Source organism: Pseudomonas anuradhapurensis (assembly GCF_014269225.2).
GTDB lineage: Bacteria > Pseudomonadota > Gammaproteobacteria > Pseudomonadales > Pseudomonadaceae > Aquipseudomonas > Aquipseudomonas anuradhapurensis.
Genome location: NZ_CP077097.1, coordinates 1,160,869 through 1,182,511, shown reverse-complemented (window position 1 = coordinate 1,182,511; position 21,643 = coordinate 1,160,869). Strand labels below are relative to the sequence as shown.

Below are 21,643 nucleotides of genomic sequence, written 5' to 3'. Positions count from 1 at the left end.
ATGCGGCCTGGATCAGAACTCGACCTTGACCGCCTGCGCAGCACGGGTCGCCTTGGCCCGCGCCAGCTCGACCGACTCGTCCCGCGCCAGGCACACGCCCATGCGCCGCGTCCCGTTGATTTCCGGCTTGCCGAACAGGCGAATGGCGGTATCCGGCTCGCTCAGCGCTGCGCCCAGATTGGCGAAGCTGGTCTGCTGCGACTGGCCTTGCGGCAGGATCACCGCCGAGGCCGATGGGCCGAACTGGCGCACGGCCGGAATCGGCAGGCCAAGAATCGCCCGGGCATGCAGGGCAAACTGCGAGAGGTCCTGGGAAATCAGGGTGACCAGGCCAGTGTCATGCGGGCGTGGCGACACTTCGCTGAACCACACCTGGTCCCCCTTCACGAACAGCTCCACGCCGAACAGGCCACGACCGCCCAGGGCATCGGTGACCGCCTTGGCCACCCGCTGCGACTCGGCCAGCGCTTTCGGGCTCATGGCCTGCGGCTGCCACGACTCCTGGTAGTCGCCTTTTTCCTGACGATGGCCGACCGGCTCGAGGAAAGTGGTGCCGCCCACGTGGCGCACTGTCAGCAGGGTAATCTCGTATTCGAAGTCGATGAAGCCTTCGACGATCACCCGGCCCTTGCCGGCGCGACCGCCCTCCTGGGCGTAGGCCCACGACGGCTGCAGGTCGGCATCGCTGCGCAACAGGCTCTGGCCCTTGCCCGACGAACTCATCACCGGCTTGACCACGCACGGGTAACCGACATCGGCCACGGCCTTGGCATAGTCTTCATAGGTGTCGGCGAAGTGGTACGGCGAGGTCGGCAGGTCCAGCTCCTCGGCGGCCAGGCGGCGGATGCCTTCGCGGTTCATGGTCAGCTGGGTGGCGCGGGCCGTCGGCACCACGTTGAAACCTTCGTTTTCCAGTTCGACCAGGGTGGCGGTGGCGATGGCTTCGATTTCGGGAACGATGTAGTCCGGCTTCTCGGCCTCGATCACGGCGCGCAGGGCAACGCCATCGAGCATGTTGACCACGTGGCTGCGGTGCGCCACCTGCATCGCCGGGGCATTGGCGTAGCGGTCGACGGCGATCACTTCGACGCCCAGGCGCTGCAGCTCGATCACCACTTCCTTGCCCAGTTCGCCACAGCCGCACAGCAGTACACGGGTCGCGGTGGGCGACAAGGGGGTTCCGATACGGGTCATTTCAGGTCCTCGAAGGCGTCCGGGGCCGCACCAGGCATGGCGCCGCCCGCTGAAAAAGGACCGCTATTCTACACCATCAACCGACGGCGGCAGCGCGCCGCGCGCGAAATGCCATGGCCAGCCACACGGCGGTGACCCCGGCGAACTTCGAGGCCATGGCCGTGCCGATCACGGCCGGGGCCAGGGCACCGATCATGCCGAAGAAGATGAACGTGTCCACCGGGATGCTCAACGCCGAGCTCAGCCACAGGCGGTCGCGCAATGGCCGGCGGGTGATGCTGAATACCAGCCAGTCGATCAGTTCGGAGATGAAGAACGCAGTGGCGCTGGCCAGCGCAATGGCCGGCTCCGAGGTGACATAGGACAACACCAGCGCCGCCAGCATGGCGACCAGCGCGCCGTGGCCGAAGCGGGTCTGCACCATATCGCGCAGGATGAACACCAGGCCGCCCCAGGCAGACCAGATGATGTCCAGGTGCGGCGCGCTGGAAAAGGCGTAGTTGATCAGCACTACGCTGCTGATGTAGGCAAGCAGATAGAACATGGCGAGTGGTCTGTGGGCAAGCCGCACAGATTACCGCTGGCTGCCCGAGCAGGCAACGGTACTCCGTGTAGGAGCGGCCTTGCGTCGCGATGGGCTGCGAAAGCAGCCCCCAGCAACGTTAGCGTCTGCACCGAAACACTGGAGCTGCTTCGCAGCCCCACAACGTTAGCGTCTGCACCGAAACATTGGGGCTGCTTCGCAGCCCATCGCGACGCAAGGCCGCTCCTACAGGCGACGCCAGCCTGCGGGACATTCAGTTGTGGAAAACCAGGCCGGCCTCTTTCGCCCGTTCATGACACAGCTTCAGCACCGCACGACGCTCGTCATTGTCCATCCGCCCCCAGCGGCTGATTTCCGCCACGCTGCGCTGGCAGCCAGTGCAGATATCCTGCTCGTCCAGCGCACAAATGCTCACGCACGGCGAGGCCACCGGCCGTTCCACGGCATCACTCATCGTCAACCACCAACTCCCGCGCATAACGCTGGGCATTGGCCACGTAATGCGCGGCACTGGCTTCGAGCATGCGCTTCTGCTGCTCGGTCAGCTCGCGCACGACCTTGCCCGGCGAGCCCATCACCAGGGAGCCGTCGGGAATTTCCTTGCCCTCGGCAATCAGCGCATTGGCGCCAATGATGCAGTGCTTGCCAATCCGCGCGCCGTTGAGGATGACCGCGTTGATGCCCACCAGGCTGTAATCGCCCACCGTGCAGCCATGCAGCATGGCGTTGTGGCCGACGGTCACGCCCTTGCCCAGGGTCAGCGGCGAGCCCATGTCGGTGTGCATCACCGTGCCATCCTGCACATTGCTGCCTTCGCCAATGTCGATCAGCTCGTTGTCGCCGCGCAACACCGCGCCAAACCACACGCTGGCATTGGCCTGCAGGCGTACCTTGCCGATCAGGGTGGCGGTGGGTGCGGCCCAACTGGTGGGGTGGCTTTCGACCCGCAGGTCGCCCAGGCGGTATTTCATGCTTGCTCCTCAGGCTGCGACGCAGACGGCGGGGTAGGCCCCCACTCAGTTTTCGATGTAACGCTCAGGCGGCTGGTGCAGGCTGATGCCGGCATCGAACAGCAGGTTGACCAGCTCGACGATCATGATCGCCGACAAGCCCCAGATCTTGTATTCGCCGTAGCGATAGCTGGGCACATACCAGCTGCGCCCCTGGTAATCGATACGGTGGGTATGTTCGCGCGGGTCCTGGCGGAAGAATTCCAGCGGCACGCTGAATACTGCCGCGATCTCGGCATCATTGGCGCGGTATTCGACAAAATCCGGAATAAGCCCGACGAATGGCGTCACTTTCAGGCCATGCAGCGAAATCAGCGGGCTGAGCGGGCCGATCACTTCCACCAGGCCAGGCGGCAGGCCGATTTCCTCTTCCGCCTCGCGCAATGCGGTGAACACCAGGTCCGGGTCTTCCGGGTCGCGGCGGCCGCCGGGAAAGGCCACTTCGCCGCCATGTGTGGACAAGCCCTGGGCACGCAGGGTGAGGACCAGCTCGGGCGCTTCGCTACGGGTAATGGGCAAGAGGACCGCCGCTTCAGGGAACCGCCGGTCGGTTTCCATTGAGGCGGGTTGGTGGTTGCTCATTCGGCGAAGTAGCTCGTCCAGCATTGCGCACACTCGTATTCAAGGCCTGCCTTGCATGATGCACCAAAGCCGCGCAGCACCCAAGCCCCGCGCGCTTGCGGCGGCACGGCCGTCGCGCCAAGATAAGCCAGAGCGAAAGGAAACCGACATGAAATTCTGCAGCACGTGCGGCCAGCTGGTCACTCAGCGGATCCCTGCAGGCGACAGCCGCTTGCGGTATGTCTGCGAATCCTGCCAGACCATCCACTACCAGAACCCCAATATCGTTGCCGGCGTACTGCCGACCTGGGGCAGCCAGGTATTGCTGTGCCGGCGCGCCATCGAGCCACGCCGGGGCTTCTGGACCCTACCCGCCGGATTCATGGAAAATGGCGAAACCCTCGACCAGGCCGCCCGTCGTGAAACCGTCGAGGAAGCCTGCGCCCGCCTCGGCAGCATGACCCTGTACCAGCTGTTCGACCTGCCGCACATCAACCAGGTGCATGTGTTCTTTCGCGCCGAGCTGGCGGACCTTGATTTCGCTATCGGTGTGGAAAGCCTGGAGGTGCGGCTGTTCGAGGAACACGAGATACCGTGGGGCGAGCTGGCTTTCCGCACTGTCACACGCACACTAGAATGCTACTATCGCGACCGCATTGGGCAGCAGTACCCCATAGGCCATGAATACCTGCCGCCGATGCATGTCTCGACCACTACCTAGAAGCCTTCAGGGAAACCGTTACATGCGCTGGTTGCTTGCCCTTTTCTGCCTTTGCGTTACCTCGGTGTCCCAGGCGGCGTTCACCGAGACGATCATCCGCAAACCCCAGCCGGCAGCGCAAACCCAGTCGCCTTCGCAACAGGCCATGCAGCCGCTGATCGACAAGGTGCTGGTGATCAAGTCCGAGCGGCGCCTGCAATTGATCAGCCGTGGCGAACCCCTGAAAACCTACCGCATCTCCCTGGGCAAGCAGCCCAAGGGGCCCAAGGAACGCGAGGGTGACAAGAAAACCCCCGAGGGCCTTTACTGGCTGGACTGGCGCAAGCAAAGCGACCGCTTCAACCTGGCCATCCACATCAACTACCCGAATGTCAGCGATGCCGCCCGCGCGACCCGTGAAGGGGTGAGTGCCGGCAGCATGATCATGATTCATGGCACGCCGATCAACGACGAGTACCCGGAGTGGTACTTCCATACGCTGGACTGGACCGATGGCTGCATTGCCATGCGTAACCGCGACATGCAGGAAGTATGGGACCTGGTGCGCGATGGCACGCTGATCGAGATCCGCCCCTGATCTAGAGCCTTCGCCGCGACTCTGTAGGAAGTATCTTTCAAACAGCCGAGAACTCGCCTGACAGGCGCCTAGGCAGGGTACTGCATCCAGGCCAACACCCGAATTCTTAGCATCCACGCAAACGAGTACGTAAGCCGTACACCATTTGCGGGGTGCCTGAATGCCGTGCCGAATTCGCCATGTCACCGTCCTGGCGCTAGCTGGTTGCCTTGGCGCAGCATTGTCCAGCCCCCTGGCACTGGCCGACGACCCCGCCAGCCAACAACTGCGCGATCAGCAGCACAGCCTCCGCCAGCTGGAGCGGCAACAGCGGCTGGAGCGTTGGCAGCGTACGCCCTCCCCGGCCGAACGCCCCACCGCTGTCGCCCCCGTTGCAGAGGACAACCACTGCTGGGCTATCGACGGCGTACGCGTGGAAGGCAACCGCCAGCTCGATACCGCGGAGCTGACAGCAACCCTCCGTGCGCTGGTCTCGCCTTGCATGGGCGTCAGCGACATCAACCAGCTGCTCAAGGCCATCACCGGGCTGTACCTGCAAGCCGGCTACCCGGCCAGCCGCCCCTACCTGCGGCAACCGCCGCAGGACGGCGAGACGCTGGATATCACCCTCGTCGAAGGCTTCGTCGAATCCATCGAACTTGCCGGCGCCGATTTGCCGCTGTCGCTGGCGGGTGCCTTCCCCGGGCTGCTCGGCCACCCGCTGTACCTGCCGGACGTGGAGCAAGGCCTCGACCAACTCAACCGCCTGCGCGCCTACGATCTGACCGCCGCCCTGCTGCCGGGCGAGCTGCAGGGCGGCACGCGGGTCATCGTGCAGCCGCGCAGCGTAGCCTCCCGCTGGCATGTCGACAGCCGCTTCGACAACCGTGGCAGCGAGCTGAGCGGGCGGCACCGCCTGAGCCTCGGCGTCGGCCTGGACAGCCCGCTGGGCCTGAATGACGACCTGCGCCTGGCGCTGACCAACAGCGTGCTGCATGCCCCCGGTGAAAGCCAAGGCCTGTCGTTGTACTACAGCGTGCCCTACGGCGCCTGGACCTTTGCCCTCAGCGCCAGCCAGCTGCGCTACGAGGCACCACTGCCGGGCAGCGACAAGCGCGCCGATGGCAGCAGCAGCTATCAGGCCCTGAGCGCCGAGCGGGTGTTGTGGCGCAACCAGCAAGGCATGCTCAGCGCCAGTCTACGGCTGGACCGCAAGCAACTGGTCAATCGCAGCGCCGGCGCGGTCATCATCCAGCAGAGCCCGACCCTGAGCAGCGTCGAAGCAGGTATCAATTTGCTGTGGCTCGAAGCCGGCCTGTGGAATGGCTACCTCGGGATCGGCCAGGGTCTCGACGCGTTCGGCGCCGACCGCTCGCCACTCGGTGCGGAACGCTTGCGTCCGGACTTTCGCAAGTACCGCGCCAACCTGCTGCACCTGCGCCAGGGCCCGCCCACCGCCCCATGGCGCTGGCAAAGCGAACTGGGCCTGCAGTACAGCAGCGACGCCCTGCCCGCCGTGGAGCAACTGCTGGTCAGTGACGATTCGGCCGTGCGCGGCTTTCGCCTGCGTACCTACTCCGGCGCCAGCGCCGCTGCCTGGCGCAACACGTTCAGCCAGGCACTGCCTAGCAGCTGGACCACCCCCTGGCAGGTACGCCCCTACATCGGCGTGGACCTGGGCTGGGCCCGCACCGCCGAAGGCAGACCGTCACAGCGCCTGGCCGGGGCCGCCGCCGGCCTGGAACTGGGCCTCGGCAGTAGCCGCCTGCGGCTGGACTACCAGCGCGCCCTCTACACCAGCGACCTGCCCCAGGGCTTGCTGGAACCCGGCTTCTGGGTGCTGGACTGGACCCTGAACATCTGATTCACCCACAACAATGAGAACGAGAAAATGCACACACTCTCGCCGCTATCGTCGATCCGCCCTGATACCTTGCGTTGGGCCATCTTCCTGGCATTGCTCGGGTCCGGTGCCGCACTGGCCCAGGGCGGCCTGGAGGCAACCCAGGGCCCGGGGGGTACCCCGATCATCAACAACGGCCACGGGGTACCGGTCATCGACATCGTGCCGCCCAACGCCAGCGGGCTGTCCCACAACCAGTTCATCGACTACAACGTCGGCAAGCCTGGCGTGGTGCTGAACAACGCCACCGTGGCCGGGCACTCGGAGCTGGCGGGAGCCCTTGCGGCCAACCCGCAATTCCAGGGCCAGGCCGCCTCGACCATCCTCAACGAAGTGGTCAGCCGCAACGCCTCGCTGATCGAAGGGCCACAGGAAATCTTCGGCCGCCCTGCCGACTACATCCTGGCCAACCCCAATGGCATAACCCTGAATGGCGGCAGTTTCATCAACACCACCCGCGCCGGCTTCGTGGTGGGTACTCCGCAATTCGACGAACAACAGCTCAAGTACCTCGATACGCTCAATGCCAGTGGCAGCCTGCAAGTGCTGGAGCGCGGCCAGAGGAACGGCAACGGCGCCCTTGAGCTGATCGCGCCGCAAGTCGATAGCAAAGGGCTGCTCATGGCGGGGCAGGCGCTCGATGTCACCGTGGGGCGCAACCGTATCGAGCGGGCCAGCGGCGAAATCGTCCAGCACCTGCCAGCCACGCCGTCGAGCATCGATGCCAGCTTTCTCGGTGCGATGCGCGCCGGGCGTATCCGCATAGTGAGCACCGCCGAAGGCGCCGGTGTGCGCGTGGCAGCGCCGCAGGTGGTCGGCAGCGAAGGGATCGACATCCAGTCGGCCGGGGGGCTGCAGGTCAGCGGCAACGCCGACAACCCCAGCGAACTGCATGCCGGGCGGGGCATACTGAGGCTCAGCGCAGCCGACGACATCACCCTGGAAGCTGTCGAAGGCCGCGCGCCACAAATTGAAGTCAAGGCCGGCCAGAAACTCACCCTCGGCGCCAAGGCGATCGAGAGCATCGAGCGTGACAAGGACAGCTGGAACAACAAGTTCCTGTTCATTACCCGCGAAACCTACAGCCGCGACACCACCACCACCCGCCAACAACAGAAGAGCACGCAACTGCTTGCCAGCGACAGCGTAAGTCTGCACTCGGGCAAAGACATGCACATGACCGCAGCCACCGTCACCGCCGGCAAGGCGCTGACAGTGGACAGCGGTGCTGGCCTGACCATCATCGCCGGTATCGACAGCCAGCGCACCGAAGAGCAGGTGCGCCATCGCAAGGACTTGTGGCGTGGTGACAGCGACACCGACGTACGCCAGGAACATGCCCGGGGCAGCGCACTCGAGGGTGGCCAGGTGAGCGTCCAGGCCAGTGGCAACCTCGACATTCAGGGCAGCAGCCTGCGCAGCCGCGGCGACCTGGCCATTCGCGCCAGGCAGGCCGACATCGGCACCACCACCCTGAAGCACCGCGGCAGCCAGGACGGCTATCGCGGCGACCTGGTCTCCGGTGCCTTCTTCGGCGACCGCAAAGGCAATGACAATGAAGGCCAGACCGTTGCCGGCAGCACCATCGCCAGCGACGGCGAGCTCACCGTCACAGCCGACCAGCTCGCCATCAAGGGCAGCAACGTCCATGGCAAGCAGGACGCCGTGCTGTTCAGCGAAAAGGGCTCGCTGGCCATCGAGCCAGGCCAGGGCAGCAGCACCTCGACCGACCGCACCCGCGACAGCAAGCTGTTCGGACTGATCGGCAGCAGCCATGAAAGCACCGAGCACAAACAGCAGGTACTGGTCAGCGATGTAGGTTCGTCGAGCAACCTGCGCCTGGCCAGTGCCGACGAAATGCGCATCCAGGGCGCCAAGGTCGAGGCGGGCGGGCAACTGCAGGTCGAAGCCAAGGGCGACCTGCTGGTTACCAGTGTGCAGACGGTCGATGAACGTGAAACCCGCGACCAGCAGCGCAACTTCAGCGCCAGCGCCGGGCAGACCCAGGACGCCGAGGACGGCAAGCCCGAGTCCCGGCAATACGCCGCAGGCGTGGCTTACGAGGTGCTGACCACGACTCGCCAGCAACGTACCAGCAGCCAGCTGCCCAGTGTGCTCAGCGGGGCCTCGGTGGGCCTGAGCAGCGGCGCCAACCTGCAGGTCAACGGCTCCACGGTAACCGCCAGCGCTGGCGACCTTGATGTTCAGGCACGAGACATCACGCTGGGGGCTACCCGCAACGAGCGCGACCAGGACACCCGCACCACCCGCAGCGGTGGCGGGCTGACGGTGACCGGTGGCATCGACCGAGTGGGCAGCCTGTTCGAAGGCCATCACCAGCGCGAGCAACTGACAGATAGCGCCAGCGAGGTACAGCGCAGCACCCTGCAGGCCAGCGGCGACCTGAAGCTGCAAGGCGGCACACTGGTGACCGAAGCTGCGCGCGTCGCGGCGGGCAACAGCCTGCAGGTGGAGGCCAAACGCATCGACAACCGTGCGGTCGAACAGACCGAGGAGCAAGAACAGCGCCGCAACCACTGGGCAGGCGCTCTGGGCGCCAGCGTCGAATACCGTGACCTCACCCGCCCCATCGAACGCCTGGTGCTCGGCGAGGAAGCCGCACGCTTCCAGCAGGCCTCGCCCGAACACGCCATGGTGGCCCCCAGCGTTGGCGGCGACATGACCATCGACCACCTCAAGCGCCTGGAGAACCAACGCCGCGGGTTCGTCCAGGTGAGTGAACTGTCCGGAGCCCAGGTGCGAGTCAAGGCCGATACCCTTGACGATCAGGGCACCAACTGGCACGCCAATGCCGGCACGCTCAGCATCGCGGCACGGGAACACCGCATGCGCGCGGCGCAGGACACCCGGCAAACCTCCGTGCAGCGCCTGGCGTTCAGCGGTGATGCACGTGTGGACACCAGCAGCGGAAGTGACCTCAATGTACGTGCCGCCGGCAAAGGCGGCTCGCAGGCCACCCGGGACACCACCAGCACGGCGGTAACCGCCAGCCTGTATGGGCAACAGGGTGTCCAGGTGCAACTGGGCAGTGAAGGCCGCTACGAAGGCACGCGCATCGACGGCGGCGAGGGCGACGTGGTCATCGACAGTGCCGGCTCGCTGGCCGTGCCGCAGGCGACCGACCGGGCCGAACAGCAGGCCGGCCAGCTAGACGGCAACGCCTGGGCCAAGATGGGCAACCGCCCCGGTGGCACCGGTGTCGATGGCCGCGGCTATCTCGACAATGCGCAGCAGCACGCCACCAGCAGCAACGCCCAGGTGGCCCAGATCGACGCCAAGGGCCAGGTGCGGCTGAGCAGTGGCGGCGACCTGCTGCTCGAAGGTACCCGTATCGGCAGCCGCGAGGCCAAGGTTGGCGACATCCTGTTGCAGGGCGGCGGCCAGCTTGCGGTCAAGGCGGCCAGCAACACCCGGCAAGCGACCGGCAGCAAGCTGGGCGGTGGCCTGGAGCTGGCAGCCAAGGCTGGCGACACCAGGGGTGGCGCCATCGGCGGGCACTTCGGCCACGGCAAGCAGGACGAAGAGGCGCGTCAGGCCATCGACGCCCAGTTCGCCAGCAAGGGCACGCTGAGCCTGGCCAGCAGCGCCCAGGAAGACACCGCAGTGCACTTGCAGGGCCTGCAGGCTTCGGCTCGGGAATTGATGGCCAAGGCCTCCAGCGGCGGTATATACATAGAAGCGTCCGCCAACCAGGAGCAACGCAACAACCTCGACATCACCGCCGGCGCCGGTTTCGACATGGCCAAGGGCGAGCTGGACAGCCGTGGCCTGCATGGCCGCCTCAAGGTCGACCTGGACAAGCGCGACAACCTGGAGTGGAACGCCGGCAACCTGCGTGCCGAGCGCATCGACCTGCAAAGCCGCGGCGACACGCGTATCGAAGGTGTCAGCCTGGAGGCAGGACGCATCGCCGGGGTAGTCGATGGCGACCTGTACATCGCCAGCCGCAAGGACAACGTCAACACGCTGAGCGTCAGGGGCGATGCCCGCTTGAGCCAGGAGAAAAACCCGCAAGGCTACGTCAACGCGGCGACCGCGGTGGCTGGGCCATTGGGCGGCAAGGTCAAGGAAAAGGCCGGCTCGGCCCTGACCAAGGCGGACCCGGGCTTCTCGCCAACCTTCAGCCTCGACGTATCCCATATGCAACGCGACAGCGTCGGCCAACAGACTGCGCTCAAAGGCAGCGAAGGCATCGAGCTGCAGGTCGGCGGCAGCGTTCAACTGGTTGGCGCTCGCTTGCAGTCGGCCCAAGGGGATGTGGCCCTTGGCGCGCAATCGGTGACCCGCGAGACGCTTGCCGGCAATGACTATCGCCGGGACGTGTCGATCGATGCGTCCAACTCACCGGTGGACCTGGGCACGGCGCTGGCCGAGATAGCCAAGGGCAAAGGCGCGGCGGACGGGGAGAATGCGCTGGACCTGGGGTTGTTGAGGACCAGCGGGCATAGTCGCAGCGAGCAGTGGGTTTCGAGTGTGCTGGGCAAGAACAAGTGAAGCGTCCTCGGTGGGAGCGGGCTTGCCCGCTCCCATGGCTGCCAAGCGTCTGATTGCCTACCAGCGCAGGTCTCGCCGGCCGGCCAGCGCCTGGGGCCCGAGCCACTGTGCGCCACGCAGCAACGGCGTGAGCGCCGCATCGGGCTGCAATTCGTACACTAGCTGGGTCCGACGCCCCTGCAGGTCTGCCTCCATTGCCAGGTGATGCTGCCCCTGTTGTGCCAGTTGCCCGCGCAGGTGCCAGCCGTTGCCGCAGTCGATTTCCAGCCAGCCCTGCCCCAGGCCCAGCGACCACGGCTCGCTCAAGGCGAGGTCGGTCACCTGCAGGCGGCCGTCACTGCCCTGGCATCGGCGCCCAGCGCCCTCGACCCGCAATGCACCCTGCCATTGCCCAGCCAGGCGGTAATCCGTCGTTGTCGTCAGCTGCGGCCCCAGGGCCCTCGCCGTTAGCTGCCACTGCCAGGGCCAGCCTTCAGCACGCAGTTGCCAGGCCTGGCCCTGCCAGCCAACCTGCGCGCTCGCCTGCAAGCGCCACGGCTGTAGCGCCCAGCGCAGCGGCCCGAGCGGCCCCAGCTGCTGTGCCTGGCCTTGCCAGAGGCTGCCACTGGCCTCGCGCAGCGGCAGCTTGAATACATGCGCCACCCAGCTGGCCGGCAGCTCCAGCAATAGCGTGAGGACGAAAACCAGCAGCACACACGCCGCACTTGTTCGGCTCATGGCTGCACCACCAGCTCGAAGCGCAGCCCCTTGCCGTGGCGTTCCAGCCCCCATTGCCGTAGCTGCACGCCTTCGCCCCGCAGGCTCTGCAGCCAGCCCTGCAGCTGAAGCTCGTCGCCGACCTGGCCACGCAATTGCCAGGCCTCGCCTTGCGCATCGACTTCGGCCAGTTCGATGCGCCGGGCCTGGGCTGACTGGCGTAGCCGTTCCAGGTTCAACCCAGGGCCGCCGTGCAGGCTGGCGGCTTGTTCGGCCAGCCCGCGCCACTGGCTGAGTTCGCGCCATTGCGCCAGGCCGGCGCGCAGGGCCAGCACGGCCAGCAACAGGGCAATCAGTGCCCAGGCGAAGGTGAAACGATGACGCTGTATCCAGTCCCGGTTCATGAGGCCGCTCCCAGATCGAACAGCACCTGGTCAGCTTGAACCTGAACAGTCGCACCGGCAGCGGTGGCCATGTCCTGCCAGGGCGGTGCACTGCCCTCACCCGCCAGGCGCACCTGCCAACGCTGGCCATCGAAGCGCACCGCGCCCAGGTGCCAGCCGGGATGGTCACGCAGCCAGGCCTGCAATGCCGCTTGCAGGTCTTCGAGCTGGCGCATGCGCAGTTGCTGTTGCAACGCACCTTCGCGCAGCCGCTTGAGCGCCTGCGCGGCGTGACGCGGGCTGGCCTGGGCGCCGGTCACGGCAATGACCTGGCTGCGCCAGAGTTGCGCCTGGCGCCATTGCTGGGTCATCCACAGCCCAGCCCAGACCACAGCCAATGCCAGGCAGGCGGCCAGCAGGCGTTGCTGCGGCCGGGATACCGTCGCCAGCACGCGCCTGTTGCGGGTATGCTCGAACAGGCCGGGCAGTTTATCCAGCGGCGGCAACGCCGTTGGCCAGTCACCGCTCAGCGGCACCTTGTGCAGCCCCGCCCACGGTTGGCGAGGCGCATCACCCAATGCATCCGGCCAGGCCAGCCAATGCTCCTGGCCATCTTCGCCCAGCCCTTTGCACAAGCGCAGATCGGCTGTGCGCTGCCAATGCCAGGCAGTGCCAGCCTCGGGTGTCGGCAGTAGCTGCAGCTCCGCCCAGCAACGCTGCGCTGGCAAACCCCACTCTGCACACTGCCGATGCCAACTGTCCAGTTGCTGGCGCGCCACCACCAGCAAGCGAAGGTAACCGGGCCCACGCGCCAGGCAGGCACAGGTCACTTCGTCCGCGGCCTGCAGCAGGCGATCTTCGAGCAACAGTGGCCATTCCTCTCGTTTGAGCCCGGGTGGTGCCGGCACGCGGAAATGGCTGCAGGCCTCGGCAGGCAGAATCAGTGCGACACGCGCCTGCAGGTTCAGCGGCGGCTCGCCCTGCCCCTGGCTTTGCACACGGCCGCCAGCGACCAGCGCCCAGTGCCAGGTTGCACCCGGTCGCAGCAACAACCAGGGCCGGGCCGGTGTACGCCGCCGCCATTCAATTTTCATGAGCGCCCCCACGGGAGCGCGAAGGTGCAGACATAGGAGGCTCCGTCACGCTGCAATTCCAGGCGCACGCCACGGCCGGGGTGCGCGGGTTGGTCAGAAGGCCAGGCCAGCCAGCGGCCGCCCTGGTAATACAGAACATTCATGGCGCTGACCCGCTCGAGCCGTTCACGCTCGAGCCAGCGCGGCGCGGCAGCGGCGTACAGGTCGGCCGAGCTTTCCAGCAGCAGGCGCTGCTCGCGGGCCTCGAAGCGCAGGCGCTGGCGTTGCAGACGCGAGCCACCTTCGGCTTGCGGCAGGCCGGTGGTTGCAACCCATAGCAGTTGGTTGCTCGCTGGTTGCCAGTCGAGCCAGCGGCTGGCCAGGGGCAGGCGCTGCTCGTAGATGCGGCGCATCACCGGGCTGTCGAAGCGCCGTTCCAAGGCCAGGCAAAATTCCAGCACCGAGGTTTCCTGGGTGGTGTCCTGCAAGCGTTCGCGCACCTTGAGCCAGCCATTGACCAGGGCGGCGAGCAGAATGCCGAGCACGGCGGTCAGGGCCAGGGCGACCATCAGTTCGATCAGGGTCAGGCCAGCCTGGCGGCGCTTTACAGGTTTGCCGCCCGGGTGACCGGTGTCCCCCGCTGCTACAGGGGGCAGGCACGCCTTTGAAGCTGGCCGGCTCATGGGCGCTCCAGGAATACGGTGTACTGGCCCAGCGGCAGGCGCTGGTCGCGATCGGCGAACAGCAGTAGTTCCCCGCGACGCAAGTCACGCACGCCAGTGCGGCGCAGCTGCAACTGCCAGTGGCACGCCTGGCCACCCTGGCTCAGCTCACCGCTCACCTGGTTGCTGGCAGGCCAGTACTGCTCGACGGCAAAGCGGGTTTGCAACTCGCGCGCGCACAGCAGGCCAAAGCGGTGTTGCTGCAGGTTGCCCTGCACGGCCAGGCGCTGGCGCAACACCTGGCTGGTGATTACCGCCAGCACGGCAGCGATCGCCAGGGCCACGCTAACCTCGAGCAAGGTGAAGCCGCGTTGATGCCGCTTCATGGCGCCACCGTTATGTGCAAGCGGCCATCACGGCTCCAGGCCCAGCGTTGGCTACCATCGGCCCAGCGCCAGTGCACGCTGCCCGGCTGTGCCCAGCCGTGCGGGGTGAACAGCAGCTGAGGTTGCGAGCTGGCTGGCCAATCCGGTTGCAGGCCCTTGGGCCAGTCGCCCAGGGCCACCGTCTCGAGCGCCCAGGCATCGCCTTGGCGGCGCACGAACTCCGGGCGCTGGCCGTTCCAGCGCAAGCCGCGCAGTTGCCCGGCATGCCGGGCCAGCACGGCCTGGCTGCGGGTCTCTGCCGCCAGCCGCTGCAAGGCCTGGTCGACCGCGGCCTGGCCGTTGCCGAGACTGGCCACCGCCAGCCCAGTCATCAGCCCGGCGATGGCCAGCACCACCAGCAACTCGATCAGGCTGAAACCCCGCTGCCGACGCACCGATTACAGCTCCCAGTTGCCCAGGTCGGCATCCTGGCCTTCGCCCCCCGGCAGGCCGTCGGCGCCTAGCGAGTAAACATCGACCCGGCCGTGCTCGCCGGGCATGCGGTACTGATACGGGGTGCCCCAGGGGTCTTCAGGCAGGCGGCGCACGTAGCCGTCACTGCGCCAGGCCCGCGGCAGCGGTTCCTGGGCCGGCTTTTTCACCAGCGCGGCCAGGCCCTGCTCGTTACTGGGAAAGCGCAGGTTGTCCAGACGGTACATGTCCAGCGCCTGCTCCAGGGTGGCCAGGTCGGCCATGACTTTCTGTTTCATGGCCTTGTCCTGGTTACCGAGCACGCTGGGCGCGACCACGGCGATGAGCAGGCCGATGATGAAGATCACCACCATGATTTCCATGAGGGTGAAACCGCGCTGGCGGTGGCGTCGATGCTGCATGGCAATACTCCTTGCGTTCACAGTTGCAGGCCCTGGTTGAGTTGCATGATCGGCAGCAGCACCGCCAGCACGATGAACAGCACCACGGCGCCCATCACCAGGATCATCAGGGGTTCGAACAGCGCCATGGCGGTGTCGACCTGGCGGGCGAAGCCGCGCTCCTGGTCGTCGGCCACACGCTCGAGCATGTCGGCCAGGGTGCCGCTGGCCTCGCCACTGCCGACCATGTTCACCAGCAGTGGCGGGAACTGCTGGCTGGCATCCAGCGCGCGGTGCAGGCTGGTACCGCCCTGCACCTGCAGGCGCACCTGTTCCATGGCCTGGCGGATACGCCGGTTGCCGACGGTTTCGGTGGCCACGTGCAGGGCTTCGAGCAGGGCCACGCCGCTACCAGTGAGAATGGCCAGGCTGCGTGCCAGGCGCGCGCTTTCCAGCACCTGCAGCAGGTTGCCGATACGTGGCAGGCGCAACAGCAGCTGATCGCGGCGCAGGCACCACTGCGGCTTGCGCAGCAACCAGCCGCCGAGCGTCGCGAGCACCACGGCCAGCCCCAGCAGCCAAGGCCCGGCCTGGACCAGCCCTTGGCTCAGGCCGATCAACAGCGAGGTGATCAGCGGCAGGCTCTGCCCGGCATGGGCGAATTGCTCGGTGAGCTTGGGCACGACGAAGGTCATCAGGCCGATGACCACCGCCAGCGACACGCCCATCAACACCGTGGGGTAGATCAACGCAGTGCGCGCCTTGTGCTGTTGCCGTTGCACCTGTTCCAGGTGATCGGCCAGGCGGGCCAGGACCTGGGCCAGGCGCCCGGAGCGCTCGCCGGCCTCGACCAGCGCGCAGTACAGGCCGCTGAACGGTGCGCCTTGGCGCGCCAGGCTGCGGGCCAGGCCCAGGCCTTCGGCAAGCGAGCCGCGCAAGGCCACCAACACGCTGTGCAGGGCGGGCTGGCGCAATTGACGCTCAAGGGTGGCCAGGGCGTCGACCAGGGGGATGCCGGCACCGGTCAAGGTGGCCAGCTGACGGGTCAGTTCGCACAGCTGGGCGCGGCTCAGGCGCTGGCGCCGGGGCTGCCGGGTACCGGCGTCGTGGCGCTGCAGCTGGCGGGCGAACAGCCCCTGCTCGCGCAACAACTGGCGCGCGTGGCGTTCGCTGTCGGCTTGCAGGCTGGCCTTGCGGGTCTTGCCGGCGAGGTCGACGGCCTGGTAGCGGTAGGTCGGCATGCTCAGCCCTGCACCACGCGCAACACTTCGGCCAGGCTGGTCTCGCCACGCGCCAGGCAGTCGCTGGCCATCGCCAGCAGGCTCTGCCGGCGTCCGGCCAGGTAGTCGTGCATGGCCAGTTCGCTGGCGCCGTCGTACAACAGGCCGACCAGCCCGGGGTCCAGCTCGATGAATTCGTACAGGCCCAGGCGCCCGCGGTAACCGCTGCCCTGGCACTGCTCGCAGCCCACCGCGTGGTAACTGCTGCCCAGTGCCGCCAGCTCGGGCCACAGCTCACGTTCTGCCGCCTGCAGCGGGTGCGCCACGGCGCAACTGCACAGGCGCCGCACCAGGCGCTGGGCCAGTACACCACGCAGGCACGAGGCGATCAGGAACGGCTCGATGCCCATGTCGCGCAGGCGGGTCACCGCGCCCAGCGCACTGTTGGTGTGCAGGGTGGACAGCACCAGGTGGCCGGTGAGGCTGGCCTGTACGGCGATCTGCGCGGTTTCCTGGTCGCGGATTTCGCCGAGCATGATCACGTCCGGGTCCTGGCGCAGTATCGCGCGCAGGCCGCTGGCGAAGGTCAACCCGGCGCGCGGGTTGATGGCAGTCTGGCCGATGCCGGCAATGGCGTACTCCACCGGGTCCTCGACGGTGAGGATATTGCGGCTGCCATCGTTGAGGCTGTTGAGGCTGGCGTACAGGGTAGTGGTCTTGCCGGAACCGGTCGGGCCGGTGGACAGGACGATGCCGTTGGGCCGCGCCAGGCAGCCACGCAGGCCCTGCAGTACCGCCGGCGGCATGCCCAGGTTGCCCAGCGCCAGCAGGCTGGCCTGCTTGTCGAGGACGCGCATCACCACCCGTTCGCCATGGATGCCAGGCAGGGTCGAGACCCGCACGTCCACTTCGCGCCCGGCCGCACGCAAGGTGATCCGGCCATCCTGGGGCTGGCGCTTTTCGGCGATGTCCAGGCGCGCCATCACCTTTATCCGCGACACCAGCATGGCTGACAGCGCACGCGGTGGGCGCAACACCTCGCGCAGGTGGCCATCGACCCGCAGGCGCACCACCAGGCTCTGTTCGAAGGTTTCGATGTGGATATCCGAGGCACGCAGGCGCAGGGCCTGGCCGAACAGGCCGTTGATCAGGCGGATCACCGGGGCCTCGTCGTCGCTTTCCAGCAGGTCCTCGATGCGCGGCATCTCGTTCATCAGGCTGTCCAGGTCCACCTGCTCGCCAATGCCTTCGATCAGTGCCTCGGTGGCGTTGGCACCTGCCTGGTACAGCTGGCCCAGGCGTTCATCGAACAGTGCGGGTTCCAGGTATTCGAGCAGGTTGGGCTGGCCATGCACGCGCAACAGTTCCTGCAACTGCGCACTGTCGGCGTCGGGCCGCAGCCACAGCTGCCAGCCTTGCTCCCCCGGGGCCATGGCTACCCCGCTCTGCCGCGCCTGGCGATATGGCAGCATCACCAGTCACCGCCTTCCAGGCGCGCGCGGCTGGCAGGGAATACCTGCAGCAACTGCGGGCTGCCGGCGGCCAGGTCCGGCAGCTGCAGCGGCGTGGTCTGCTGCAAGGTGCGGTACTTGCCCTCGCTGAGCCCGGCCAGGCTCGGCTCGTCACGCAGGATACGCGGGCGAATGAACACCATCAGGTTCTGCTTGGTGTTCTTGCTGGCATCGGAGCGGAACAGCCGGCCCAGGTACGGGATGTCGCCCAGCAGCGGCACACGCTGGTTGCTGGTGCTCAGCTCGTCGGAGATCAGGCCGCCGAGAATGACCAGGCCGTTGTCCTCGACCATCACCTTGGTCTTGATCTCGCGCTTGTTGGTGATCACGTCGCTGGCCGCGCTGGAGTCGGCGATCGACGACACTTCCTGGACAATGTCCAGGCGCACGCTGTTGTCGATATTGATCTGCGGCTTGATGCGCAGCTTCACCCCGACTTCCTTGCGCTCGATGGTCTGGTACGGGTTGGCGTTGTTCTGGGTCACCGAACCGGTGACGAAGGGCACTTCCTGGCCGACCAGGATCGACGCCTCGGCATTGTCCAGGGTCAGCAGGGTGGGCGTGGACAGCAGGTTGAAGCCACTCTTGCCCTTCAGCGCATTGACCAGCATGGCAAAGTTGAAGCCACCGCCGAAATGGCCGATGCCAGCCGTCGCCCCGCTGGTCGACGACAGCAGCTCGCCCAGCGCCTCGCTGTCACCGCTGGCGGCCGCCCCGGCGATACTGGCGATGTTGACCCCGTTGCTGCCGAAATTGACGATGCCAGCACCGAACTTCTCATCGGCGAACAGCCACTGCACGCCCAGCTCCTGGGCACTGCTGTCGGAGACCTCGGCGATGATCGCCTCCACCACCACCTGGGCGCGGCGGATGTCCAATTTCTCGACGATGCTGCGGTAGGCCGCCAGCTCGCTGTCGGGGCCGACCATGACCACGGCGTTGGTGCCTTCCTCGTACTCCAGGCGGATACCACTGCCACCACCGGCAGCCACCAACGGCCGGTCCTTGGCCTCGGCTCCAGCAGCGCCTTCCGCCGCCACCATGCCCTCCTGGCTGAGGCCGCGCAGCACCTTGACCACTTCGCTGGCACTGGCGTGGCGCAGGTAGATCACCTGGGTGCCGGTGTTGTCCGCCACTTCGCCTGGGCGGTCGAGGTGCTGCAGCAAGCTGGCGATACGATCCAGGTTGCTGCGCCAGTCGGTCACCACCAGTTGCTGCGCTGCGGGGTAAGGGGTGATCACGCCCACCCGTGGATCGATCAGCGGCTTGAGAATACCGAGCACTTGTTCGCTGGCAGCATTGCGCACATTGAAAACCCGGGTAGCCACGCTGTCGCTGCCCTGCCCCTGCTGCCCGGCCGGCTCCACCGGCACCGGTTCCAGGCGCGCCGCCTGGTCGGGGACGATCTTCACGCTGCCGTTGGGCAGGTCGACAGCGGCATAGCCCTGGGCGCGCAGCTGCGCCAGGAAGATGTCGTAGATCGCATCGGCGTCGTGCATGTCGACGGTGCGCACAGTGACCTTGCCTTTGACCCGGGGGTCGACGATGAAGGTGGTGCCGGTAATGCGCGACACGCTGTCGATGAACTCGCCCAGATCGGTGTCGACAAAGTTCACCTCATACAGGGGCGTGCCGTTGTCGTCGAATACCGGCTCTTCGGCATTGGCGGCGGGCATGCCCATGGACAAGGCCAGGCTCAAGGCGGCCGCTAGGCAATATCTGACAGGCATCGTTCATCCTTGCCGCTTGAAGCCGGTCACGACGGGGCGTGGCGGCCAGGGCAAGCGTTCACGCCGCCCCTGGTTGTTGAAAATCAGGCCATCGCTGTCGATGTCCTGCAGCACGATCCCGGGTGCCAGGCGCTGGCCACGGGCCAGGGTGCGCACCTGCTCGCCATAGCGCAGCACTACCACGCTGGCAGCCAACGGCTGGGCCTTGAGGCCGCCGAGGTAGTGCAGCGGCAGGCGGGTAAGGGCAATGGCGCCGTCATCGACGGGCAGCTGCCAGTGGCCGACCATCAACCCGGGAAGCGGCGTGTCGGCCATGCCGGGTGCAATCGCTGGTTGCGGCTGGCGGCTCAGTTGCAGCACGCACTGGGCGGCCAGCCAGCCGGCCAGGGTCAGGCCAGCGCCAGTGAGCAGGCGCGAGATGAGCATCACGAGGCCAACTGCCGTGGGTGCCAACCCGGGTGCCCCTGTACGTAGCGCACTTCGGGCAATTGCAGCGGCGCCAATTGCCAGTCCGCAGGCTGGCGGGCGAGCCAGGCCTCAACGCGTTGCCACAGGGGCTCACCCGCCTGGGCCTGGAATTGCAGGCCGAAGGTGCGGCACAGGCCCGGTAGCGGTGCCAGGTCGCTGATGCGCTTGCCTTGCGGGCTGTAGCTGACCCGCCAGGGCTGGCCCTGCCAGCGCGGCAGGTCCTGGCTGTTGTCCAGCAGCAACGGGTCGCCGAACAGTTGCTCCGCCGCGTTCTCCAGCACCTGCTCGACCTGCCGCGCTGGCGCTTCGACCACCGGGGCCGGGTAGCCACCGGTGAGGCTGATCAAGTGTTCGCGGGTAATGGCCGCCCCTGCTGGCAGCGGGTAGTCATAACGCAGGCCGGGCAGCAGCACCGGCATGTCGCTGTCGCCGGCCAGGGCTTGATGCAGCAGGCGGTCCCAGCTGCCGCCCCGAGTATCGCGGCGCCACAGGGCCTGGGGCGCGCGGGCCAACGGTTGATCGAGCCAGGCCGCATGGCCGGCGCGCTGTTGACGCAGCTCGGCCTGCAATGGCGCGACACGCAGCTGCGCCGCGGGGGCCAACTGCTGCTCGAAGGCTGGGAAGAATCGCCCGTCGAACTGCCACGCCCCGGCCACCCGCCGACAACGTAGACGGAAGGCGCCGCTCCCTCGGCAACCGGCGAACAGCACCGGTACCCGGCGGCCGCTGGCTTGGGTCACTTCAACCGGCGCCGGCCACAAATCCTGGCCACGGGCAGATAACAGCACGTCGATCTGCGGTACCCGCTCGGCCAGCCAGAGCCCTGGGCCAGTGCCCGCATCGGCCAGGGCCACTACCAGGTCGGCGTCGCGCCGGGCCTGCTCGAACACTGGCTGGAGCGCCTGGTACCACTGCTTGAGCGACGCTTTCTGGTCCTGGGCGTAGGGGTCGGTGACACCGACCACGGCGACCCGGGCACCGCCCCGCTCGAAGATATGCAAGTTGTCCAGGCCCAGGGCCTGGCGTTGCCCCTCTGCCAGCCCGGCCCCCAGGGTGATGGCGCTAGCCTGGCGATACAGGCCTGGGCAACGTTGCGGCCACAGCACGCGCTCGTCGCTGCTGACCCGCGCGTCGATTCCCAGCAGCTGGCTGCCCTGCACACCGCTTTCGCCCTGGGTCAGGTAGGCCAGGCCACTGCCATTCCAACCCTGGCCGTTCTCCAGGGTCAGGCTGTTGCCCGCCCCGGCCTCGCCGCGCAACTGCTCCAGCAACGCCGCCAGCACTGCATAGCCGCCCAGCTGGGCAGACGCCGCCTGGCCGGCGTCGAGCAGTGACGCCAGTTGCGGGTGGGCGACGCTGGCGTTGCTGCCGGTCATCCATGGCGCGCGGCCCAGATGGCTGACCGGCCCCAGGCGCGTGGCCGGCACCACGGCCAGGCCAGGCTGGCGGGCATCGAGGGTATCAGCCACGTACAGCAGGTCGAGGCCGGCATTACCGCGCGCTTGCCCAGGAAAGGCGGAGCAGGCGCCGAGCAACGGCGCCAAGGCACCGACACCCATCCAGCCGATCACTTCGCGCCTGTGCACACTGCTTGCCATCGAACCCGCCATCCTTTTCCATGTTCATTCAGGGCACCGGATGTTGCGGCGTTGGCATTAC

At 67.0% G+C, this 21,643-nt stretch carries 21 protein-coding genes; 4 read left to right on the top strand and 17 right to left on the bottom strand.

All coding sequences use genetic code 11. The features are described from left to right. Positions 1 to 12: 12 nt before the first annotated feature. From purT to HU763_RS05420, 5 genes are all read right to left on the bottom strand, one after another. Positions 13 to 1,194: a formate-dependent phosphoribosylglycinamide formyltransferase gene (gene purT, locus HU763_RS05440; RefSeq protein WP_186686044.1), complete on the bottom strand. Its 1,182-nt coding sequence runs from the start codon at positions 1,192 to 1,194 to the stop codon at positions 13 to 15. A gap of 76 nt (positions 1,195 to 1,270) precedes the next feature. Beyond that, positions 1,271 to 1,738: a VUT family protein gene (locus HU763_RS05435; protein WP_186686047.1), complete on the bottom strand. Its 468-nt coding sequence runs from the start codon at positions 1,736 to 1,738 to the stop codon at positions 1,271 to 1,273. Between the two features lie 253 nt (positions 1,739 to 1,991). Then, positions 1,992 to 2,192: a DUF1289 domain-containing protein gene (locus tag HU763_RS05430; RefSeq protein ID WP_186686049.1), complete on the bottom strand. Its 201-nt coding sequence runs from the start codon at positions 2,190 to 2,192 to the stop codon at positions 1,992 to 1,994. Further along, the gene (locus tag HU763_RS05425) at positions 2,185 to 2,709 is read right to left on the bottom strand and encodes a gamma carbonic anhydrase family protein (protein ID WP_170028500.1); all 525 of its coding nucleotides are present in this window, start codon (positions 2,707 to 2,709) and stop codon (positions 2,185 to 2,187) included. Before HU763_RS05425 ends, HU763_RS05430 begins: the two co-directional genes overlap by 8 nt. Before the next feature lie 45 nt (positions 2,710 to 2,754). After that, a complete protein-coding gene (locus HU763_RS05420) occupies positions 2,755 to 3,354 on the bottom strand; it encodes a CoA pyrophosphatase (protein ID WP_186686051.1) in 600 nt (199 codons plus the stop codon). Between the two features lie 124 nt (positions 3,355 to 3,478). Between HU763_RS05420 and HU763_RS05415 the strand changes: the two genes are divergently transcribed. The 4 genes from HU763_RS05415 (at position 3,479) to HU763_RS05400 (ending at position 11,004) form a co-directional block, all read left to right on the top strand. Further along, complete coding sequence (locus HU763_RS05415; protein WP_186686053.1) at positions 3,479 to 4,030, top strand: NUDIX hydrolase; 552 nt, start codon at positions 3,479 to 3,481, stop codon at positions 4,028 to 4,030. A gap of 22 nt (positions 4,031 to 4,052) precedes the next feature. After that, positions 4,053 to 4,607, top strand: coding sequence for a L,D-transpeptidase family protein (locus HU763_RS05410; protein WP_170028497.1), 555 nt, complete (start codon positions 4,053 to 4,055; stop codon positions 4,605 to 4,607). Positions 4,608 to 4,767: 160 nt separating this feature from the next. Next, positions 4,768 to 6,450 (top strand): ShlB/FhaC/HecB family hemolysin secretion/activation protein, encoded by a 1,683-nt coding sequence (locus HU763_RS05405; RefSeq protein ID WP_186686054.1) that lies wholly within the window; start codon positions 4,768 to 4,770, stop codon positions 6,448 to 6,450. Between the two features lie 27 nt (positions 6,451 to 6,477). Next, positions 6,478 to 11,004, top strand: coding sequence for a hemagglutinin repeat-containing protein (locus tag HU763_RS05400; protein ID WP_186686055.1), 4,527 nt, complete (start codon positions 6,478 to 6,480; stop codon positions 11,002 to 11,004). 57 nt (positions 11,005 to 11,061) lie between these two features. Here the strand turns inward: HU763_RS05400 and HU763_RS05395 are convergent, their stop codons facing one another. The 12 genes from HU763_RS05395 to HU763_RS05340 are packed head-to-tail and all read right to left on the bottom strand — an operon-like array spanning position 11,062 to position 21,582. Continuing rightward, the gene (locus HU763_RS05395) at positions 11,062 to 11,721 is read right to left on the bottom strand and encodes a general secretion pathway protein GspN (RefSeq protein ID WP_186686056.1); all 660 of its coding nucleotides are present in this window, start codon (positions 11,719 to 11,721) and stop codon (positions 11,062 to 11,064) included. After that, a complete protein-coding gene (gene gspM, locus HU763_RS05390) occupies positions 11,718 to 12,104 on the bottom strand; it encodes a type II secretion system protein GspM (protein WP_186686057.1) in 387 nt (128 codons plus the stop codon). The genes HU763_RS05395 and gspM overlap by 4 nt, the downstream gene beginning before the upstream one ends. Beyond that, positions 12,101 to 13,177: a type II secretion system protein GspL gene (gspL, locus tag HU763_RS05385; RefSeq protein WP_186686059.1), complete on the bottom strand. Its 1,077-nt coding sequence runs from the start codon at positions 13,175 to 13,177 to the stop codon at positions 12,101 to 12,103. Before gspL ends, gspM begins: the two co-directional genes overlap by 4 nt. Further along, positions 13,174 to 13,839, bottom strand: coding sequence for a type II secretion system protein (locus HU763_RS05380; protein ID WP_225931927.1), 666 nt, complete (start codon positions 13,837 to 13,839; stop codon positions 13,174 to 13,176). The genes gspL and HU763_RS05380 overlap by 4 nt, the downstream gene beginning before the upstream one ends. After that, a complete protein-coding gene (locus tag HU763_RS05375; protein WP_186686061.1) occupies positions 13,836 to 14,204 on the bottom strand; it encodes a type II secretion system protein GspI in 369 nt (122 codons plus the stop codon). The genes HU763_RS05380 and HU763_RS05375 overlap by 4 nt, the downstream gene beginning before the upstream one ends. Continuing rightward, positions 14,201 to 14,638, bottom strand: a complete 438-nt coding sequence (gspH, locus tag HU763_RS05370; protein ID WP_186686063.1) for a type II secretion system minor pseudopilin GspH — start codon at positions 14,636 to 14,638, stop codon at positions 14,201 to 14,203. The genes HU763_RS05375 and gspH overlap by 4 nt, the downstream gene beginning before the upstream one ends. A gap of 3 nt (positions 14,639 to 14,641) precedes the next feature. Then, positions 14,642 to 15,076, bottom strand: a complete 435-nt coding sequence (gene gspG, locus HU763_RS05365; RefSeq protein WP_170028490.1) for a type II secretion system major pseudopilin GspG — start codon at positions 15,074 to 15,076, stop codon at positions 14,642 to 14,644. Positions 15,077 to 15,093: 17 nt separating this feature from the next. Beyond that, on the bottom strand, positions 15,094 to 16,296 hold the full coding sequence (gspF, locus tag HU763_RS05360) for a type II secretion system inner membrane protein GspF (protein WP_186686065.1): 1,203 nt from the start codon (positions 16,294 to 16,296) through the stop codon (positions 15,094 to 15,096). A 2-nt stretch (positions 16,297 to 16,298) separates the two neighbouring features. After that, positions 16,299 to 17,747, bottom strand: coding sequence for a GspE/PulE family protein (locus HU763_RS05355; protein WP_186686409.1), 1,449 nt, complete (start codon positions 17,745 to 17,747; stop codon positions 16,299 to 16,301). Further along, positions 17,747 to 19,516, bottom strand: a complete 1,770-nt coding sequence (gene gspD, locus HU763_RS05350; protein WP_186686068.1) for a type II secretion system secretin GspD — start codon at positions 19,514 to 19,516, stop codon at positions 17,747 to 17,749. Before gspD ends, HU763_RS05355 begins: the two co-directional genes overlap by 1 nt. Before the next feature lie 3 nt (positions 19,517 to 19,519). Continuing rightward, positions 19,520 to 19,942: a pilus assembly protein PilZ gene (locus HU763_RS05345; RefSeq protein ID WP_189665758.1), complete on the bottom strand. Its 423-nt coding sequence runs from the start codon at positions 19,940 to 19,942 to the stop codon at positions 19,520 to 19,522. After that, positions 19,942 to 21,582 (bottom strand): bifunctional UDP-sugar hydrolase/5'-nucleotidase, encoded by a 1,641-nt coding sequence (locus tag HU763_RS05340; protein WP_186686070.1) that lies wholly within the window; start codon positions 21,580 to 21,582, stop codon positions 19,942 to 19,944. Before HU763_RS05340 ends, HU763_RS05345 begins: the two co-directional genes overlap by 1 nt. Positions 21,583 to 21,643 lie beyond the last annotated feature (61 nt).

Bases quoted from the DNA above. Each gene is read 5' to 3' on its own strand.
- purT (WP_186686044.1), bottom strand. From the start codon at position 1,194: ATGACCCGTATCGGAACCCCCTTGTCGCCCACCGCGACCCGTGTACTG.
- HU763_RS05435 (WP_186686047.1), bottom strand. From the start codon at position 1,738: ATGTTCTATCTGCTTGCCTACATCAGCAGCGTAGTGCTGATCAACTAC.
- HU763_RS05430 (WP_186686049.1), bottom strand. From the start codon at position 2,192: ATGAGTGATGCCGTGGAACGGCCGGTGGCCTCGCCGTGCGTGAGCATT.
- HU763_RS05425 (WP_170028500.1), bottom strand. From the start codon at position 2,709: ATGAAATACCGCCTGGGCGACCTGCGGGTCGAAAGCCACCCCACCAGT.
- HU763_RS05420 (WP_186686051.1), bottom strand. From the start codon at position 3,354: ATGCTGGACGAGCTACTTCGCCGAATGAGCAACCACCAACCCGCCTCA.
- HU763_RS05415 (WP_186686053.1), top strand. From the start codon at position 3,479: ATGAAATTCTGCAGCACGTGCGGCCAGCTGGTCACTCAGCGGATCCCT.
- HU763_RS05410 (WP_170028497.1), top strand. From the start codon at position 4,053: ATGCGCTGGTTGCTTGCCCTTTTCTGCCTTTGCGTTACCTCGGTGTCC.
- HU763_RS05405 (WP_186686054.1), top strand. From the start codon at position 4,768: ATGCCGTGCCGAATTCGCCATGTCACCGTCCTGGCGCTAGCTGGTTGC.
- HU763_RS05400 (WP_186686055.1), top strand. From the start codon at position 6,478: ATGCACACACTCTCGCCGCTATCGTCGATCCGCCCTGATACCTTGCGT.
- HU763_RS05395 (WP_186686056.1), bottom strand. From the start codon at position 11,721: ATGAGCCGAACAAGTGCGGCGTGTGTGCTGCTGGTTTTCGTCCTCACG.
- gspM (WP_186686057.1), bottom strand. From the start codon at position 12,104: ATGAACCGGGACTGGATACAGCGTCATCGTTTCACCTTCGCCTGGGCA.
- gspL (WP_186686059.1), bottom strand. From the start codon at position 13,177: ATGAAAATTGAATGGCGGCGGCGTACACCGGCCCGGCCCTGGTTGTTG.
- HU763_RS05380 (WP_225931927.1), bottom strand. From the start codon at position 13,839: ATGAGCCGGCCAGCTTCAAAGGCGTGCCTGCCCCCTGTAGCAGCGGGG.
- HU763_RS05375 (WP_186686061.1), bottom strand. From the start codon at position 14,204: ATGAAGCGGCATCAACGCGGCTTCACCTTGCTCGAGGTTAGCGTGGCC.
- gspG (WP_170028490.1), bottom strand. From the start codon at position 15,076: ATGCAGCATCGACGCCACCGCCAGCGCGGTTTCACCCTCATGGAAATC.
- gspF (WP_186686065.1), bottom strand. From the start codon at position 16,296: ATGCCGACCTACCGCTACCAGGCCGTCGACCTCGCCGGCAAGACCCGC.
- HU763_RS05355 (WP_186686409.1), bottom strand. From the start codon at position 17,747: ATGCTGCCATATCGCCAGGCGCGGCAGAGCGGGGTAGCCATGGCCCCG.
- gspD (WP_186686068.1), bottom strand. From the start codon at position 19,516: ATGCCTGTCAGATATTGCCTAGCGGCCGCCTTGAGCCTGGCCTTGTCC.
- HU763_RS05345 (WP_189665758.1), bottom strand. From the start codon at position 19,942: ATGCTCATCTCGCGCCTGCTCACTGGCGCTGGCCTGACCCTGGCCGGC.
- HU763_RS05340 (WP_186686070.1), bottom strand. From the start codon at position 21,582: ATGGCAAGCAGTGTGCACAGGCGCGAAGTGATCGGCTGGATGGGTGTC.